The sequence below is a fragment of the Chitinophaga tropicalis genome (genome assembly GCF_009758205.1).
Taxonomy (GTDB): Bacteria; Bacteroidota; Bacteroidia; order Chitinophagales; family Chitinophagaceae; genus Chitinophaga; species Chitinophaga tropicalis.
On the sequence record NZ_WRXN01000003.1, the window covers coordinates 379,470 to 395,679 of the forward strand.

Below are 16,210 nucleotides of genomic sequence, written 5' to 3' on the forward strand. Positions count from 1 at the left end.
TTATAAATAGAGCACTTTATAGCGCCATGCACCGTAGAGGCTCCAGTAAGTAGCTGCAAACGGGATGGCGGCGGATGTAATGATCATTTCGCTGATATGTGATGCTGTACGTGCTGTGTGCATCAGGCGTTTCCAGGCAAACAGCAATGTCAGCATCAACCATATGCCCAGCAAAACAGATGCCGCCACAGGTTGTTGTGCTGCCAGGCAGCCGATACCTGTAATGAAGCAGATGATCATTACGTAATAGTTCCATGCCGGCCGTTGCTGGATCCTGGTCCTGTAAAGTTTTGGGAATTTCTTGTATAGCAGGGCATTGAATATGTTCTTTCGCTGCTCTTTGATACTCACTCCCCAGCGGGCACGGCGTGCGGGATGTATTACTTCTGCCTGTGGTAAATGATGTATGGGTACTCCGGCCTGTATGAGCCTGAACTCGAGATCGCTGTCTTCCCGCCATGCTGTTTCAAAGGCTTCATCAAAACCATTTACAATTTCCAGCGCTTTTTTAGTACATGCGCAGTTGGCTGTAATGAATTCAGCTTTTTCCAGCTGCGCGGTATTCCATTCGTAGTCTGTTGGCCGTTTACCTGCAAGAGGTACTGTCACCCGTCCTGTATAGGCAATGTATGGTTCTTCCTGCCAGGCGTTCCAGATAGCCTGGAGCCATTGCGGAGAGGGAAGACAATCATCATCTGTAAAGGCTATCAGTTCGGCTTCAGCTGCTCTCCATCCGGCATTGCGGGCTGCTGCCGGTCCTTTTTTTTCGGCCAGGCAGATATATCTTACGTTGATGAGCCCTGCATATTTCCAGCTGCATGCTACCTGCCGGGTGAACTGATCGGGCCCGTCACTTACTATTATCACTTCAAAGTCTGTTTTGTCAAACAGCTGTTCTTCCAGCGCATATAAGCAGCCGGGCAGCAGTTCCGGCCGGCGGTAAGTGGGTATAACAACAGATATTTTCTTTTTCATGGGCGTTACTTTTTTTCGATCAGAAAAGAGCCTATTACCAGTGCATCGAACGGGGATGACCAGAAACATTCAATTGCATCGCGGGGGGTACATACGATGGGTTTTCCCAGGGTATTAAAGGAAGTGTTGATCAGCACAGGTACGCCTGTCTTTTTGTAAAATGCCTGGAGCAGGTCATAATAGCGGCTGTGCTGTTCATGGTTTATTGTCTGTATGCGCGCGGTGCCGTCCACATGTGTTACTGCGGGGATCTTATCTTTCTTGTCAGGTTTTACGTCGTATACGAACAGCATGAAAGGAGAGAAGTGAGCGCCTTCAAACCATTCTGCAGCTACTTCTTCCAGTACTACGGGCGCTACGGGGCGGAAGTCTTCCCTGTCTTTCACTTCATTGAGTTTTGCCTGCATGCTGCCGGAAATGGGAGAGGCGAGTATGGAGCGACTACCCAGCGCCCGTGGGCCAAATTCCATTCTGCCTTGGAACCAGCCAATGACCTTGTTGGCGGCCAGCAATGCAGCAGTTTCTTCTGCTATGTTCTCCATTTGGCGATAGGGTGTTTTGGTCCAGTCGAGGAATGCTTTTATTTCATCGTCACTGTATTCAGGCCCCCAGTAAGCGTGATCCATTTTAAAGGTCTTTTCCTGGCTGTTCCTGATGGTAGCGTCTGTCCACATGGCTGCGCCGAGGGCAGTACCTGAATCGCCGGAGGCTGGTTGTACCCAGATATTCCTGAATATACCTGCGTCCCTGATCCTGGCGTTCAGTACGCAGTTCAATGCTACGCCCCCTGCAAAGCAGAGGTTTTCAGCGTCGGTGATCTTATGGAGCCATTCGCTCAGCTGGAGTACGGATTCCTGTAGTACAGCCTGTAAGGAATGTGCGATGTTAAAATGATGAGCGGTGAATGCTTCTCCTTTTTTACGGGCGGGGCCTAAAAGGTCAGTGATCTTTTCATCATTGATGCTGTATTGCCCGTTGCCGGAGAGGTGTATCATGGAACGGAATGCGTTTACAAACACTGGTTTGCCATAGGATGCCAGCGCCATTACCTTATACTCGTCTGATGAATGAAGGAATCCGAGGTGGGTAGTTATTTTCTCATACAGTAATCCCAGTGAGTCCGGCATGTTTACCTGGCTGATCCTCCTGAGATCATTGCCTGATCCGATACTGAAGGTGGTGGTGGCTTTTTCACCACGGCCGTCTATAGTCATAACAGCGGCCTCTGTATATGGGGAGGGCAGGAATGCACTGGCGGCATGGCAGAGGTGATGTTCTACGAAGTGCCATTGTTCGTTGCTGAACTTCGCTCCGCGGAAGCGTTGCTGCAGGTGATGGGGGTAGCCATCTGTGAGCTGCCCGGGAGCGTTGATGATAGAAGAGAGGAACAGCGGGTCCCAGGGGGATACCCATTTCTCAGGCACCCTGATCTGATCGGGGCATTTGAGCGGAATATCTATCAGGTCCCTGGCGGCGTCTTCCGGGTCCAGCAGTATGTAAGGATCGAAGGAGTAAGAGATATGGTCTACATCATTGAGATGGATGTTGGCTGCTTTCAGGCAATAATCGATTGCATGAAAGGGCAGTTCATAAGCGGAGAAGGGGATCGGTCTTTTACCATGTTTGATATGGGTGAAGCGTTCATCTTCTGCTGCCGCAATGAGTTGTCCGTCTTTAACCAGGCAGGCTGCTGAATCGTGAAAAGCGGCATTGATACCGAGTGTATACATGAGCTATGAATTTTTTGAGGTAAAAGTTTCGTGGGAGCAGATCGCAAAAATCGCTTTAGCCGGAGGTTAAAGCGATTTCTGCGACTGAGGCACATCCTGTTGAATTATACATCTTACAGTCCTGTTTTCGGAGGCTCCCAATCGATTTTATCTGCATCTTCTTCAGACAGGTTATTTTCTTCCAGGTCTTCTTCGTCCAGTTCGGGGGTATTATCTATTTCTTCTGTATCGTCTTCTTCGTCTTCTTCATTTTCATTCAGATCTTCTGATGACTGACCTCCCTGTCCCGGTATGTCTTCCTGTCTTGGATCATTCTTCCGTGCAGTTTCCTTCTCTTTCATTTTGGTTTTCTGCATAACGTTTGATTTAAGTTGTAATGAATGATAATGATTACAGGTTGGGGGCGCAAAGATTACGCCACCTGCTTATACCGGAGATACTATTTGAACCTGTCCATGTTTGGGGAATGATTGTCCACACTGGTATGTACAGAGAGAAACAACATCAGCAGGTACTCAGAGAACAATATTTACAGGCATATTTATTGGCGCGCTCTTCACGTACCAGATTATTCACCATTTAAAAATCATCCTATGTTTCATCACGTAAAAGAGCTACAGTTTAATGTACGTGTATCTGAACCTGATCCCCGTTTTGCGGCATTATTACTTGAACAGTTTGGCGGTGGTAACGGAGAATTGAAAGCGGCTATGCAATATTTTGTACAGGCATTTGGCGCAAGGAGGCCTTATCCTGATAAGTATGATCTGTTGATGGATATTGCCACGGAAGAGTTCAGTCACCTGGAAATAGTAGGCGCCACTATCCAGTTGTTATTACAGGGTATTAATGGCGAACTGAAGAATGCGGCGGATAATTCCGAGCTGATGGAAACACTGAAAGGCAAGGCAGCAAAAGAAGATTATATTCATCATGCTATGATGCATCCTGAGTTCCTGGTGCACAGTGGTGGCGGACCTATGCTGACCAATTGCCAGGGTGTGCCGTGGACGGGGGCTTATGTTAATGCGAACAATGATCTGTCTGTCGATCTTCGTTCAGACATTGCTGCTGAGTCGAGAGCAAAGATCACATATGAATACCTGATGAAATTTACGGACGATCCTTATGTAAAGGAGACGCTGACATTCCTGATGACCCGGGAAATAGCGCACTACCAGATGTTTGAAGCTGCGCTGGCCACTATTCAGCCTAACTTCCCGCCGGGTGTGCTGCAGGGAGATCCGCGCTACAGTAATAAATACTTTAACATGTCTGATACGAATAAAGTACGTGGCCCGTGGAATGAAGGGTTGAGCACACAGTTGCAGGAGGAATGGCAATATATTGATAACCCGGAGCAGTGTGTGCATGAAACGCAGGGTTTGTGTGATGTGAAGCCGGAGGGCACGGAAAGAACGCTGAAGAGTGTAAAGGAGCTGGATGCGGAACTTAGTGAATTGCGGAGTACGGAAGTGAATGCAGCAACTTCTAAGGGGAAGACGCAATGGAATTCGTATGCAGAAAGTGAGAATGGGCATGGAAGATAGTTTGATGCAGAGAGCGAACGTGGACCAAAACGGGTTTTGCCTTTGGCAGAACCCGTTTTATTTATTAAGTTAAAGAGTGAACTGCTATGGTCAAATGGCAGATTATTTGTACATATTATGGAAATTGTGTACACTTGTTCTCTTAACAGTGAACATTTAAATTTTACTAATACTGTCACATATGCATGCGGTAAGGGACGTAATTATTGCAGGCGGGGGGCTGGCCGGCCTGACCGCAGCGCTTCACCTTTTACGTGCAGGTCTGCACGTTACGGTGATAGAAAAGCACCCTTATCCCAGGCATAAAGTCTGCGGTGAATATATTTCCAACGAAGTACTTCCATATTTACAGTGGCTGGACGCAGATCCGGCCGTTTTGCATCCTGCTTCCATTGACCGTGTCTGTATCTCAGCCATATCCGGAAGGACAATAGAGGCCGTCCTGCCCCTGGGAGGTTTTGGTATAAGCCGTTACGCCCTGGATAATTTCCTGATGCAGAAGGCCATAGCGGCAGGTTGTACCTTATTGCAGGATGCAGTGAGCAATATCTCCTGCAGTAACGGTATTTTTAGGGTCAATACAGTGGCTAATGGTCCGCTGACAGCCCGTTTTGTAATCGGGGCATATGGTAAGCGTTCTGCGCTGGACCTGGAGCTGTCCAGGGATTTTGCGTGGCAGCGTTCTCCGTGGATGGCGGTGAAGGGGCATTATGAGGGAGATTTTCCTGATGGGCTGGTGGCGTTGCATAATTTTGACGGGGGGTATTGCGGGGTATCAAAAATAGAAAAGGACATTATCAATATCTGTTACCTGGTCAATGCAGAGAGTTTCAAAAAGTATAAGAATATTACTGCTCATCAGCAGGAGGTGTTGTATAAGAACAGGCATCTGAAGCAGGTGTTTGAGAATAGCCGCCTGTTATTTGAAAGGCCGCTCAGCATCAGCCAGATCTCATTTTCTGATAAGAAGAAAGTGGAGGAGCATGTGCTGATGACGGGAGATACCGCCGGGCTGATACATCCGCTTTGCGGCAATGGTATGGCTATGGCTATTCACAGCGCCCGGATAGCGGCAGAGCATATTATAGCATGTAATGCAGGGCAGATATCCCGGCCACAGCTGGAGAAGGGATATACAAAGGCCTGGCAGCGGCATTTTGCGGGCAGGATGCAGGCCGGCAGGCTATTGTCTGCCGTATTCCATCAGCGGCGGCTGGCAACGGCCGTGATGAACGGCCTTACGTTGTTCCCGCCTTTATTACCGGTCATTATCCGGCAAACACATGGTAAACCTTTAAAAATGCAATAACGGATGTTCGTGGATACCAGCCGGCGCACTATAACCCCGGAGATTATGGACGATCTGCAGATGGAAGGGGAACTGCTGAAAGAGACCCTTAACCAGATTGCAGGCATCAACAGGGTACTGGGAGGTAACAGCATTACCTCCGGCGGGGTGCGTACGTTGTTGAAAAAGATACCGTTGCAGCAGGAGGCGCTGATAGCCGATATAGGCTGTGGTAACGGAGATATGCTCCGGGCCCTGGCAGATGAGGCCCGAAGCGCCGGCCGCCGGCTCAGGTTCATAGGTATAGATGCCAATGCTTTTACCATCAGCTATGCAAAAGAATTATCAGCAGAGTACCCGGAAATCACTTACCATTGCATGGATATCCTGTCTCCTGTGTTCGGGCAGCTTAAATATGATATTGCACTCTGTACGCTTACATTGCATCATTTTGAAGAGGAGGGGATATTGCAGCTGATGGAGATCTTTTGCCGGAATGCCGGCATTGGCGTTGTGGTCAACGACCTGCACCGGAATGCAATTGCCTACAGGCTGTTCCACCTGTTTGGAAGGATAGCGGGCCTGAACAGCATGGCACGTTATGATGGCGCTGTATCTATCCTGAGAGGGTTTAAGAAAAGAGAAATAGAACAACTGTCACAAAAACTCAATATCAATCAGTATACCCTAAAATGGAAATGGGCTTTCCGTTACCAATGGGTCATTTCAACAGTATGAGCATCAGAATTCAGGCCGTAGCCAAAGCATTACCGGAATATACGAGAACTACAGATGAGATCATGCCTTTCCTGGACCTGTGGCTTTCGGGGCAGGAAGAGCGTTTTGCCCGGAAGGTGAAGAAGATCTTTGAGAATGCAGCAGTAGACAGGAGATATTCTATCATGAGCCCTGAAGAGGTCTTTACTAAAACATCTTTTGAAGAGAAGAACGATATCTATGTCAGAGAGGTGATAAAACTGGGAGAGCGTTGCCTGGCAGATGCCTTGAATAAGGCCGGGCTGCAGCCGCAGGACCTGGATTATATTATCACTGTCAGCTGTACGGGTATTATGATCCCATCGCTGGACGCATACCTGATCAATGCCTTGCAGTTACGCCAGGATATTGTCCGTTTACCCGTTACCGAGATGGGATGTGCTGCAGGTGTTTCGGGCATGATCTACGCCAAAAAATTCCTGGAGGCCCATCCGGGCAAAAGGGCGGCCGTTATTGCGGTAGAATCGCCTACGGCTACTTTTCAGCTGGACGATTATTCTATGGCCAATATTGTGAGCGCTGCCATTTTCGGGGATGGTGCGGCCTGTGTGATCCTTTCTTCCCATGAAGCAGACAAGGGGCCGCAGGTAGTGGCAGAAGAGATGTACCACTTCTACAATGCAGAGCACCTGATGGGCTTCCGGCTCACCAATCCCGGGTTGCAGATGGTGCTGGATGTGGAAGTGCCGGAAAAGATAGCGGAGCATTTCCCGGCTATCATTCATCCTTTCCTGGCAAAGTATGGGCTGAAAGTTGAAGAGCTGGATCATTTTATCTTTCACCCGGGAGGTAAAAAGATTATCCAGACAGTAGAGGGGCTGTTTGGGGAAATGGGAAAGAATATTGATGATACCAAAGAAGTTTTACGTTTGTATGGCAACATGTCCAGCGCTACGGTGTTGTATGTACTGGAGCGTTTTATGGACAGGGATATACCGGCAGGTCAGAAGGGGCTTATGCTAAGTTTTGGTCCCGGTTTTTCCGCCCAAAGAATATTATTGCAATGGTAAAGGAATTTGCTTCACATAATTACTGGGCTGTCATACTGGGCGGTAGCAGCGGCCTGGGACTGGCTACTGCGCGCAAGCTGGCATTGCATGGTATGAATATCTGTATCATTCACCGGGACCCCAGGATCGCCATGGATGCCGTGAACAGTGCTTTTGAAGGTATTCGTGCTACGGGCGTACAGCTGATAACCTTCAATGCAGATGCCGGCAACAGTGAGAAGCGGAATGAAGTACTGGAAGCCCTGAAAGCACAGCAGGTAAAAGTGAGATGCCTGGTGCACAGTATTGCCAAAGGGAACCTGAAGTCAATGACGGGAGATAATACCCTGGAGGCAGATGATTTTAATATTACGCTGGATTATATGGCCATCAGTCTTTATGACTGGACACAGGCGCTGTACCGCCAGAGGATTTTTACCCCCGATGCCCGTGTACTATCGTTCACCAGTGAAGGCAGCAGTAAAGCGTGGAAGAACTACGCGGCCGTATCTGCCGCCAAAGCTGCGCTGGAAGCCATCAGCCGGAGTATTGCCCTGGAGTTTGCCCCTGCGGGTATCAGGGCCAACTGTATACAGGCCGGCGTTACAGATACCCGTTCCCTGCAGATGATACCGGGCAGTGAGCAACTGATTGAACATACTAAAAAACGAAACCCCTTTCAAAGGCTTACCACTCCTGAGGATGTAGCCAATGTCGTATACCTGCTCTGCAAAGACGAAGCGGCATGGATCAACGGAGCTGTGATACCGGTAAACGGGGGAGAACATATCAGCTAGGAGTATATGACTATACAGGAGATCCTTGAAAAACTACCATACGCCCATCCTTTCCTGTTTGTGGATGGACTGGACCACATTGACAGTGAGACTGTAAGAGGGCATTTTACCTTCCGGGAAGACATGGATTGTTACAAAGGCCACTTCAAAGGCTATCCGGTAACTCCCGGCGTACTGTTAACAGAGGTAATGGCGCAGATAGGGCTTGTTTGCCTGGGCATTTACCTGGTGAAGGATGAGCTGCCGGAGCAGGGTATGGGATTCGGTCTAACGGAGACCGATATATCTTTTCTGCTGCCTGTTTTTCCGGGAGAGAAGGTGACAGTATTTTCCCAAAAGGTCTATTTTCGTTTCGGAAAGCTTAAATGCAATGTCAGCCTGCTCAATGAAGCAGGTAAAGAAGTTTGTAACGGCACTATTGCCGGAATGATCATAAGGAAATAATCATGCATAACAGAGTTGTTGTGACAGGTATAGGCGTAGCTGCTCCCAATGGGACGGGCATTCCCGCTTTTACGGCGGCGCTGAAAGCTGGTGTTTCCGGCATACGTTATGACCAGCAGCTGGCAGATCTGCGTTTCTCCTGCCAGATAGCAGGTAAGCCGGATATTCCTGAAAGCCTGCAGCTGCAATACCTTGATCCGCTGGAGTTGCGGAATTTCAATAGCAATGGCATACTCTATGGCCTGGTGGCGGGTATAGACGCCTGGAAGGATGCAGGTTTGCCTGTTGCTCCCGGAGCGGCCCCCGACTGGGACAGTGGTACTGTATTTGGCGCCGGTTCTGCCGGAGTGGATAAATTGCGGGAGGCTATCTATAAGGTAGATGCACTTGAAGTACGCCGGTTAGGCAGTACTGTGGTGCCGCAGACCATGGCCAGCGGTATCAGCGCCTGGCTTGGCGGGAAGCTGGGACTGGGTAATATGGTCACCACCAATTCTTCTGCCTGTACCACTGGCGCGGAAAGTGTGCTGATGGCCTTTGAGCGTATCCGTTCCGGGCAGGCAAAACGTATGCTGGCCGGCAGTACGAGTGATAGCGGACCTTATATATGGGGTGGTTTTGATGGCCTGAAAGTATGTACATTCAGGCATAATGATAATCCCACGGCCGGTTCCCGCCCCATGAGCGTTTCTGCCAGCGGTTTTGTTCCGGGCAGCGGAGCGGGGGCGTTGCTCCTGGAATCGTTAGAGAGCGCGCAGGAACGGGGAGCCAGGATCTATGCGGAAATACTGGGAGGAAATATTAATTCCGGCGGACAACGGGGTGACGGCACCATGACGGCTCCCAACAGCGAGGCTGTGCAACGCTGTATCCGCACTGCTTTGCAGCATGCCGGTGTGCGGGCAGAAGAGATAGATGCTATTAACGGGCATCTCACGGCTACCGGTAAAGATGCGCTGGAAGTGGAGAACTGGAGCATAGCCCTGCAGCGGAAGGGGAAAGACTTTCCTTATCTGAATGCCCTGAAAGGCCTGGTAGGACATTGCCTGAGCGGTTCCGGCAGTATAGAGCTGGTGGCAGCTGTTATACAGTTGTATGAAGGATTTCTCTTTCCCAACATCAATTGCGAAGACCTGCACCCTGACATTGAAGCTATTGCAGATCCACAAAAAATACCGCAGCGGTTGCTTTATAAAGATTTAAATTTGATAGCAAAAGCCAGTTTTGGTTTTGGGGATGTGAACGCCTGTGTAGTTATAAAGAAGTATAAACAAGCATAATGGATAAAGAAACGCTGATCGCACAATTAAAAGAGATCATTAAACCTTACGCAAAAAACGAGGAAGCACTGGCAAATATTGATGAGAACACTGATTTCATCAATGACCTGAAGATCAACTCTGCCAACCTGGTAGATGTGATACTGGACGTGGAAGAAAAGTTCAATATCGTGATCGATAATGAATCTATGGAACGTATGCTGAATGTAAAGTCTGCTATAGAGATCATTGAAGCCAAGCTGGCGCAGGGATGATAGGTAATGATATCATAGATCTGCAGCTGGCAGGGCAGGAATCCCGCTGGCAAAGAAAGGGGTTCCTCAATAAGCTTTTCACTGTTCAGGAGCGGGAGATGATCCTGCAGGCGGCCGTACCGGAAACAATGGTATGGCTGTTGTGGAGCTGTAAAGAAGCAGTATATAAGATAGTGAACAGGCGTACGCTGACACGCTTTTATGCCCCGCAACAATTTGTTTGTCTTACACTGGAATATAATAACGCTACAGCTGCCGGTACCTGTTGGTATGAAGGACAGCGTCATTCTTTCATTTCCCATCTTACAGAAAATAGTATTCATACCATAGCTGTTAAATACGACAGCTTTTTTGAGCATCTTACCGTATATACTGAAGAAACTGCTTTTGCCGGTATACAGAAAAGCCAGGACGGTATCCCTTATCTGCTCAGCTCCTCATTTTCCACAATCCCCGTTTCTATTAGTCATCATGGCAGGTATTACGCGCAGGTAAGCCTTGGGAAGTAAGTATATGGTGAGTTTGGTATAGTGATGGTATTAGTATCTGCATGGCAGTAATAGCATATCACGTATCTTGCCCGGTTTATTATGATAAACGATTTTTATCAGTGGGAGTCAGAAATATCGTCTCCCTGCAGGGGATCGTACATTTTACGTACGTCTTCCTGGATCCCCCTGGCTTCTTTCAGGTGGGCTTCAACAACCGGTAAGGTATTTTTTGCATAACGCAGCAAGGCAGTGTCTTTCATATCGCTTACTGCCGCATCCAGTCGTTCCATATTGCGTTGATGTAATTGTACCATTGCCTTTATGTAAGCCCTGTCAAACGCTTTGCCGTCCTTTTCAGCAAGTTTCTTTACATCGTCCATATCAGACCTGTCAAGTGCCGTTGGCAATGTTATGCCGGTAGAATACCCGGCCTGCTGTAATTCCCTGTTAGCTTTGGTGTGTGTATCTATCATTTTCTGTGCGTAATTCCTGATACGGAGGTAGTCTGCATGCTGCAGTGCTACTTTTCCAAGCTCTATTTCCTTCAGATTGGCATTCGCAACGGAGGTTACAAAGTTTACCGAAGAGTTATCTATATAATCCATGCTTGACGCCATGGCAGCTGTGCTGTCCTGGCTGGCTTCTTCCTGGCTCTTCGGTTGGTTGGATTGTCCGCATGCCATGAGTATGGTAGCTGAGAAGGCTAAGAATGTATGTTGTTTCATGGATAATGTTTTATTAAGTGTGTTCAAAAAAAATACCATCCCGGGGCTGGCATAATTTTCCTGCTCTTTGTATATGGTAAACCACATTTTTTTATTAAAACAATGTTTTATGGACAACACATCACTAAATCCTGAATATGAAGAAGGCTCAATAGCCAGGACAATAGAGAACCAGACCGCAAAGATCCCCTCGGATGCTTATTTATGGGCTGCTGTAGGTGCAATGGGGGTTTCGCTGGCATTACAATGCCTGAAACAAAAGCATGTAAGCCTGTTCATTGGTCAATGGGCGGCTCCTTTCCTTCTCTTTGGTATTTATAACAAGCTTGTGAAACAGGAAGGGCATGACTGATCTGATAAAAGATGGGGAGGTACTTACATAGAAGTGTTGCTTTATGTACATAAGTTAGCTGAGAGACAATAATGCGGGCAGGTCTTTCATATTATAAAATACGATTGCACCTTCTTTTTCCAGTTCCTCCCCATTAAATGGCTTTGCATATCCGTACACTTTAAAACCGCCTCTGCGGGCAGCTATCACGCCGGCTTTGCTATCTTCTATCACTACGCAGTCAGCAGGCTGGAATCCCATCTGTTTAGCTGCATGCAGGAAAATATCCGGCTCTGGTTTCCAGCTGTTGATCTGGTAACCGCTGAAGATGCGGTTATCATCGAAGTATTTTAATAATCCTGTTATAGTGAGGTTGAGCTTTATTTTTTCCAACGGTCCGCTGGAAGCTACGCAATAGGGGATGGTCAGCATATCCAGCAGGGGCTCTATGCCATGTACAGGGCGCATTTCTGTTTTGAACACTTCATAGGAGCGGGCGCGGAACAGTTGTTCAAAATCTTCCGGGAATGGAGTAGCGGTCATCTGCTGCAGCCGTTTGATACCTTCTTTGAGCCGGATGCCACTGAATTCTTCCACGGCCTCCTGCAGGTCCATGTTCACGCCATAGTGTGAAACCATGTCCAGGAGTACCCGTACGCCTATCACTTCACTGTCTACCAGTACGCCGTCGCAATCAAAAATGATACATCCAGGTCGGGTCATATTAAATGTGATTATGTTCTTCTTTTTGTGCGCGCAGGATCATATTCACGATGAGCAGCCCGAATCCGGCCATTAGTCCGAAGGCCCATCTCAGTCCTGCCACCTGCGCTATATAACCAACTACGGGAGGTACTATCAGGAAACCCATATAACCTACGGTAGATATGGCGGCTACTGCGCTGCTGCTGCTCATGCTCTTTGTTTTTCCTGCCATGCTGAATACCAGTGGTACTACGCAGGAGACGCCTACGCCTGTCATCATAAATCCTAATCCGGCTGTAATGGTATAAGGCAGCAGGGCAGAGAGCATTAATCCACAGAAAACAAGCAGTCCGCTATATTTGATCATTGTGGCGATGCCAAGTTTATGCACTACTTTATCTCCTGCAAAACGGCCGGCCGCCATTGCGGCCATATAGGCAACATAACCCGCATTTATAATGCTTTCAGGCGCTCTTACAGCTTTGTTAAAATATACGATGGTCCAGTCTATCATTGTGCCCTCGCAAGCCATTACGGCGAAGGAGATCAGCCCGAATTTCAGCAGATGTCTGTCCGGCAATATGAATTTCCTTGCATTCCCCTGTGGGGCCGGTTTCTGATGAAGGCTGGTCGGGTAAGCCAGGGTACCGGCTATGACCAGGAATATGCCTACCACCAGGAAGTGCCAGTCCGGCAATATGTTCAGATATACCATCAGCCAACCCAATCCTGATCCTGCTGCTCCTGCCAGGCTCCAGACGCCATGAAAAGTAGTAATAATTGACCGGGTATACAATGCCTGAATAGCTACTGCCTGTGCGTTTATGGAAATATTGAGCAGGTTGCGGGATGATCCGAAGCAGAAAAGTACCAGTACCAGTTGCCAGGTTTGTGTGACAAATCCTAAACATCCCAGCATCACATTAAATGCCAAAGCGCCTACCATCATGATACTGCGGCTGCTGAAGCGTTGTAATAAATACCCGGTGACGGGGAGCGTGAGGATGAGGCCAAGGGGCAAAGCAAACAGGGTACTACCCAGTTGGGCTTCGTTCAGGTTTAACCTGTGTTGTAAATCGGCTATCCTGGATGCCCAGGTGGCGTAGCCGAAGCCGGAGAGGAAGAAGAAGACTGTGATTGAAATGCGTGCCGTTCTCGGAGAGTCCATAACGGTGTAAAAGTAATCTTTTTATCGGGGAGGTTATTTTTTAATATGTAAGAGAGGGAATTGCATAGCAAAACGGCTTTCACCTTGGTGAAAGCCGTTTTGCTATGAGTGGGCCTGCGGCGCTTTTTTTAAGGGAGCAGGCTGCAGGCCTGCCTTTTCTGAGAGCGGTTGCAGACTTATTTAAAATTTCAGAATACTTTTTCAACCCTTCCCATTCTTCCATCTTCCGCTATTCCTTCCACTACTACCCTGAAATGTTTTGAGAAGTCATTATTATAGAACTGGATTTTGGCTGTATGTGAGGCAGAATCTACCTGCAGATGCGGGTTCCAGTATAATGTCAGGCGTTTATCGGGCAGGGAGTGTGTTTCCTTGTGTACAGAATAATCAGGTGAGTAGAACTGTTTCACGACGCTGTAACCAACTTTTTTATTCATCACAAAACCACGTACCTGGGAATCTCCTGCATTATCGCCTCCTTTCTTGGTATAAACTGCAATAGCGCCATTGGCGCCGCCGCCAAAGCCGCCCATGAAGGGAGGACGCATAACTTTCACGATGGCTATATCGTTGATGTTCACCGTGGTGAGCATGCTTACATCCACAGGCATTTCATTGAGGTACAATGTTGGCCTGCCGCCTCTCCAGGAGAGGGAAGGGTTGTTGTAGTCGCCCGTGATCTGCAGGCCTGCCACTTTGGATTGCAGGTACTGGAATACGTTGAAGGAGGTAGGTGTTTCTTTGGTCAGGTCGAAGGTGTACCCGTCACTTGTGGCAAACATGCCGGAAACATATCTTTTCTCTGTCGTTTCTGCCGGGGCGATACGTCTTTCACGGATGTTCACTTCTTTCAGCAGGATAGACCTGCTGGCAATAGACCTGTTCACCCTGTTGCCTTCCCAGGCGGTGGTCAGGAACTTTTGCAGGGCGTTGTTGTCCAGCAGGGCCGGAGGGCGCATCGGGTAAGGGAAGGTAACGGGCGCGCTCTTCTCAAAGAAGTGGCTGTCAAATTCTACATCCACATCTTTCCAGGCTTTCTCCTTGTCATTCCCTTTATAGTAAACCAGGACGGTATCGAGGAACTGTACCTGGCCGAGGTCAAATTCTCCCTTTGAGTTGGTAGGTACCGAGGTAAATGCGGTAGAACTGTCTATCAGCTGTTTGAAGATCAGGTCTACCTTGCCATTAGCCAGCGGGAACCTGCCTTTGGTATAGGCCTTACCTTTCAGGCTCAGGCCCTGTTCATAAGGATACCTGATCTGGGGCATGGAGTCTTTGAGGATCTTCTGCCAGCTGAACCTTCTCCATCCATTGGTGAGCATCACCAGTTCCAGCGCGTCTGTGGCAGCCTGTGAGCTGTCGCGGAAGTACCAGGCCGGGTTATGGATATATCCTTTCAGGTCTGAGGTGAGCAGCAGGTGGGATACTATATTGTCCTGGTCATCGCTCTGGACTACCTGGTCGGCATCGGTCACTGCTACGGACAGGCTGGTCTTTAATGTATCGGGGATGATCAGTTCTATAGTGTTCTTATCTCTTTCCTCGGTGCTGATCACCGGGTTTTCGAAGTACATGGCCAGCTGGTCATTCTTTTTGATGAAGGCCAGTCTTTCGGAGAGAGGAAGCCCTTCTTTACTGAACAGGGTGACCTGTATAATGCCGGAGGGCAGGTATTGTGTGGGAATGAATCCGCTGATCCTGCCTTCCGCCACGTTCAGGCTGGCTTTATATACCAGCTGCTGCTGGATCTGCCCTACCACCATCATTTCATGGAAGGAGGTATCGTCCGGGTTAGCCAGGGTAGCCTGGTAGAAGATCCTGCTGCCACGGTTGAAGAGTTTCAGGGTAGCGCCGGTGTTAACAGCGGCAGGAAGGGTAACGGATTTACGTTGCCCGCCGGCTATCTGTACATCTGCGAAGTATTTATATCCCGGCAGGGGCGTCAGTTCGAAAGACCCCATACCGTCGTGTACTGTTTTTATGCTGGCTACGGTTTTGCCTTTGCTGTCCTTTACATCGCCGATCACGGCAATGGGATAGCCATTCTGGTCTATAGCTTTGAAGGCAACGGTATTGGCCGTGTTTTCCAGCAGGTTGCCGCCTTCGGGGAAGAACTGGACTGCATAGTCTTTAACGGCCACAGTATCTCTTGGCGGAAGGTTGTTCCTTTTTGCCGGGTCAAAGATCTCTATGTTCCTGTAGCAGAGGAAAGCGGGATCGAAGTTCAGCATCCAGGCGGTATAGGCCCTGAGCTGGTATTGGCCGGGTTTGGTAGTTTCCGGCAGTTCGAAGTTACCTGCTGCCGAGGCGCCGCCTGCGGGCAGGTGTTTTTTCATAACTACGATACCGTTTTTGTCAAGCAGCTCCACATACACGTCCATCGCTGTGAGGGAGGGCTGGCTTTGCATCATGACATATGCTTTGTACCAGATGGTTTCCCCGGCTGCGTAATAATCCTTGTCCAGGTGCAGGTATACTTTTTCCTGCGGATAATTTTTGCCGAATGTAGCGAGCGCTTTCAGTACCCTGTCCTGCCAGTCGTCCGGCGGGGGAAAGGTAAACGCACTGATGACACCAGCTGCAAGAATTGGAATAAGCCACTTTATCCGGGTATACTTTTTCAATGATGAAGACTCCATGCTGAACGATTTATTGCAAGATAGTTTCAAAAAATATGCGCTTTACTTATTTTGCGTGACAAAATAA

The 16,210-nt window shown here is 48.6% G+C and carries 17 protein-coding genes; 10 read left to right on the forward strand and 7 right to left on the reverse strand.

The genetic code is table 11. The features are described from left to right. The 3 genes from GO493_RS09555 to GO493_RS09565 form a co-directional block, all read right to left on the reverse strand. A complete protein-coding gene (locus GO493_RS09555; protein ID WP_157305923.1) occupies window positions 1-975 on the reverse strand; it encodes a glycosyltransferase family 2 protein in 975 nt (324 codons plus the stop codon). A gap of 5 nt (window positions 976-980) precedes the next feature. Then, the gene (locus GO493_RS09560) at window positions 981-2,705 is read right to left on the reverse strand and encodes a carbamoyltransferase family protein (protein WP_157305924.1); all 1,725 of its coding nucleotides are present in this window, start codon (window positions 2,703-2,705) and stop codon (window positions 981-983) included. Between the two features lie 113 nt (window positions 2,706-2,818). Beyond that, complete coding sequence (locus tag GO493_RS09565; RefSeq protein ID WP_157305925.1) at window positions 2,819-3,061, reverse strand: hypothetical protein; 243 nt, start codon at window positions 3,059-3,061, stop codon at window positions 2,819-2,821. Window positions 3,062-3,298: 237 nt separating this feature from the next. On the opposite strand from GO493_RS09565, the gene GO493_RS09570 reads away from it, so the two are divergent. The 9 genes from GO493_RS09570 to GO493_RS09610 all read left to right on the forward strand — a co-directional run bounded on the left by GO493_RS09570 (window position 3,299) and on the right by GO493_RS09610 (window position 10,593). Further along, window positions 3,299-4,255: a manganese catalase family protein gene (locus GO493_RS09570; RefSeq protein WP_157305926.1), complete on the forward strand. Its 957-nt coding sequence runs from the start codon at window positions 3,299-3,301 to the stop codon at window positions 4,253-4,255. Window positions 4,256-4,436: 181 nt separating this feature from the next. Further along, window positions 4,437-5,564 (forward strand): NAD(P)/FAD-dependent oxidoreductase, encoded by a 1,128-nt coding sequence (locus GO493_RS09575; protein WP_157305927.1) that lies wholly within the window; start codon window positions 4,437-4,439, stop codon window positions 5,562-5,564. 3 nt (window positions 5,565-5,567) lie between these two features. Then, on the forward strand, window positions 5,568-6,281 hold the full coding sequence (locus GO493_RS09580; RefSeq protein WP_157305928.1) for a methyltransferase domain-containing protein: 714 nt from the start codon (window positions 5,568-5,570) through the stop codon (window positions 6,279-6,281). Continuing rightward, a complete protein-coding gene (locus GO493_RS09585) occupies window positions 6,278-7,330 on the forward strand; it encodes a type III polyketide synthase (protein WP_157305929.1) in 1,053 nt (350 codons plus the stop codon). The genes GO493_RS09580 and GO493_RS09585 overlap by 4 nt, the downstream gene beginning before the upstream one ends. Continuing rightward, window positions 7,324-8,106 (forward strand): SDR family oxidoreductase, encoded by a 783-nt coding sequence (locus GO493_RS09590; RefSeq protein ID WP_157305930.1) that lies wholly within the window; start codon window positions 7,324-7,326, stop codon window positions 8,104-8,106. The genes GO493_RS09585 and GO493_RS09590 overlap by 7 nt, the downstream gene beginning before the upstream one ends. Window positions 8,107-8,112: 6 nt before the next feature. Continuing rightward, window positions 8,113-8,550, forward strand: coding sequence for a 3-hydroxyacyl-ACP dehydratase FabZ family protein (locus tag GO493_RS09595; protein ID WP_157305931.1), 438 nt, complete (start codon window positions 8,113-8,115; stop codon window positions 8,548-8,550). Window positions 8,551-8,552: 2 nt separating this feature from the next. Next, window positions 8,553-9,830, forward strand: a complete 1,278-nt coding sequence (locus GO493_RS09600; protein WP_157305932.1) for a beta-ketoacyl-[acyl-carrier-protein] synthase family protein — start codon at window positions 8,553-8,555, stop codon at window positions 9,828-9,830. Further along, window positions 9,830-10,084, forward strand: coding sequence for an acyl carrier protein (locus GO493_RS09605; protein ID WP_157305933.1), 255 nt, complete (start codon window positions 9,830-9,832; stop codon window positions 10,082-10,084). Before GO493_RS09600 ends, GO493_RS09605 begins: the two co-directional genes overlap by 1 nt. Next, complete coding sequence (locus GO493_RS09610; RefSeq protein ID WP_157305934.1) at window positions 10,081-10,593, forward strand: 4'-phosphopantetheinyl transferase family protein; 513 nt, start codon at window positions 10,081-10,083, stop codon at window positions 10,591-10,593. The genes GO493_RS09605 and GO493_RS09610 overlap by 4 nt, the downstream gene beginning before the upstream one ends. Window positions 10,594-10,691: 98 nt before the next feature. Here the strand turns inward: GO493_RS09610 and GO493_RS09615 are convergent, their stop codons facing one another. Then, window positions 10,692-11,300 (reverse strand): DUF4142 domain-containing protein, encoded by a 609-nt coding sequence (locus GO493_RS09615; protein ID WP_157305935.1) that lies wholly within the window; start codon window positions 11,298-11,300, stop codon window positions 10,692-10,694. A 109-nt stretch (window positions 11,301-11,409) separates the two neighbouring features. Here GO493_RS09615 and GO493_RS09620 point away from each other — a divergent pair, with 109 nt between their 5' ends. Continuing rightward, window positions 11,410-11,652 (forward strand): hypothetical protein, encoded by a 243-nt coding sequence (locus tag GO493_RS09620; RefSeq protein WP_157305936.1) that lies wholly within the window; start codon window positions 11,410-11,412, stop codon window positions 11,650-11,652. Window positions 11,653-11,706: 54 nt separating this feature from the next. Here GO493_RS09620 and GO493_RS09625 read toward each other — a convergent pair whose 3' ends face one another. The 3 genes from GO493_RS09625 to GO493_RS09635 form a co-directional block, all read right to left on the reverse strand. After that, window positions 11,707-12,354 carry an HAD family hydrolase gene (locus GO493_RS09625; protein WP_157305937.1) on the reverse strand — a complete coding sequence of 216 codons (648 nt, stop codon included), beginning with the start codon at window positions 12,352-12,354 and terminating at the stop codon, window positions 11,707-11,709. Between the two features lies 1 nt (window position 12,355). Further along, window positions 12,356-13,504: an MFS transporter gene (locus GO493_RS09630; RefSeq protein WP_157305938.1), complete on the reverse strand. Its 1,149-nt coding sequence runs from the start codon at window positions 13,502-13,504 to the stop codon at window positions 12,356-12,358. Window positions 13,505-13,692: 188 nt separating this feature from the next. Continuing rightward, a complete protein-coding gene (locus GO493_RS09635) occupies window positions 13,693-16,143 on the reverse strand; it encodes an MG2 domain-containing protein (RefSeq protein WP_157305939.1) in 2,451 nt (816 codons plus the stop codon). Window positions 16,144-16,210: the final 67 nt, after the last annotated feature.

Excerpts from the sequence above, each read along its gene's own strand:
- GO493_RS09555 (WP_157305923.1), bottom strand. The coding sequence starts at position 975 with ATGAAAAAGAAAATATCTGTTGTTATACCCACTTACCGCCGGCCGGAA.
- GO493_RS09560 (WP_157305924.1), bottom strand. The coding sequence starts at position 2,705 with ATGTATACACTCGGTATCAATGCCGCTTTTCACGATTCAGCAGCCTGC.
- GO493_RS09565 (WP_157305925.1), bottom strand. The coding sequence starts at position 3,061 with ATGCAGAAAACCAAAATGAAAGAGAAGGAAACTGCACGGAAGAATGAT.
- GO493_RS09570 (WP_157305926.1), top strand. The coding sequence starts at position 3,299 with ATGTTTCATCACGTAAAAGAGCTACAGTTTAATGTACGTGTATCTGAA.
- GO493_RS09575 (WP_157305927.1), top strand. The coding sequence starts at position 4,437 with ATGCATGCGGTAAGGGACGTAATTATTGCAGGCGGGGGGCTGGCCGGC.
- GO493_RS09580 (WP_157305928.1), top strand. The coding sequence starts at position 5,568 with ATGTTCGTGGATACCAGCCGGCGCACTATAACCCCGGAGATTATGGAC.
- GO493_RS09585 (WP_157305929.1), top strand. The coding sequence starts at position 6,278 with ATGAGCATCAGAATTCAGGCCGTAGCCAAAGCATTACCGGAATATACG.
- GO493_RS09590 (WP_157305930.1), top strand. The coding sequence starts at position 7,324 with ATGGTAAAGGAATTTGCTTCACATAATTACTGGGCTGTCATACTGGGC.
- GO493_RS09595 (WP_157305931.1), top strand. The coding sequence starts at position 8,113 with ATGACTATACAGGAGATCCTTGAAAAACTACCATACGCCCATCCTTTC.
- GO493_RS09600 (WP_157305932.1), top strand. The coding sequence starts at position 8,553 with ATGCATAACAGAGTTGTTGTGACAGGTATAGGCGTAGCTGCTCCCAAT.
- GO493_RS09605 (WP_157305933.1), top strand. The coding sequence starts at position 9,830 with ATGGATAAAGAAACGCTGATCGCACAATTAAAAGAGATCATTAAACCT.
- GO493_RS09610 (WP_157305934.1), top strand. The coding sequence starts at position 10,081 with ATGATAGGTAATGATATCATAGATCTGCAGCTGGCAGGGCAGGAATCC.
- GO493_RS09615 (WP_157305935.1), bottom strand. The coding sequence starts at position 11,300 with ATGAAACAACATACATTCTTAGCCTTCTCAGCTACCATACTCATGGCA.
- GO493_RS09620 (WP_157305936.1), top strand. The coding sequence starts at position 11,410 with ATGGACAACACATCACTAAATCCTGAATATGAAGAAGGCTCAATAGCC.
- GO493_RS09625 (WP_157305937.1), bottom strand. The coding sequence starts at position 12,354 with ATGACCCGACCTGGATGTATCATTTTTGATTGCGACGGCGTACTGGTA.
- GO493_RS09630 (WP_157305938.1), bottom strand. The coding sequence starts at position 13,504 with ATGGACTCTCCGAGAACGGCACGCATTTCAATCACAGTCTTCTTCTTC.
- GO493_RS09635 (WP_157305939.1), bottom strand. The coding sequence starts at position 16,143 with ATGGAGTCTTCATCATTGAAAAAGTATACCCGGATAAAGTGGCTTATT.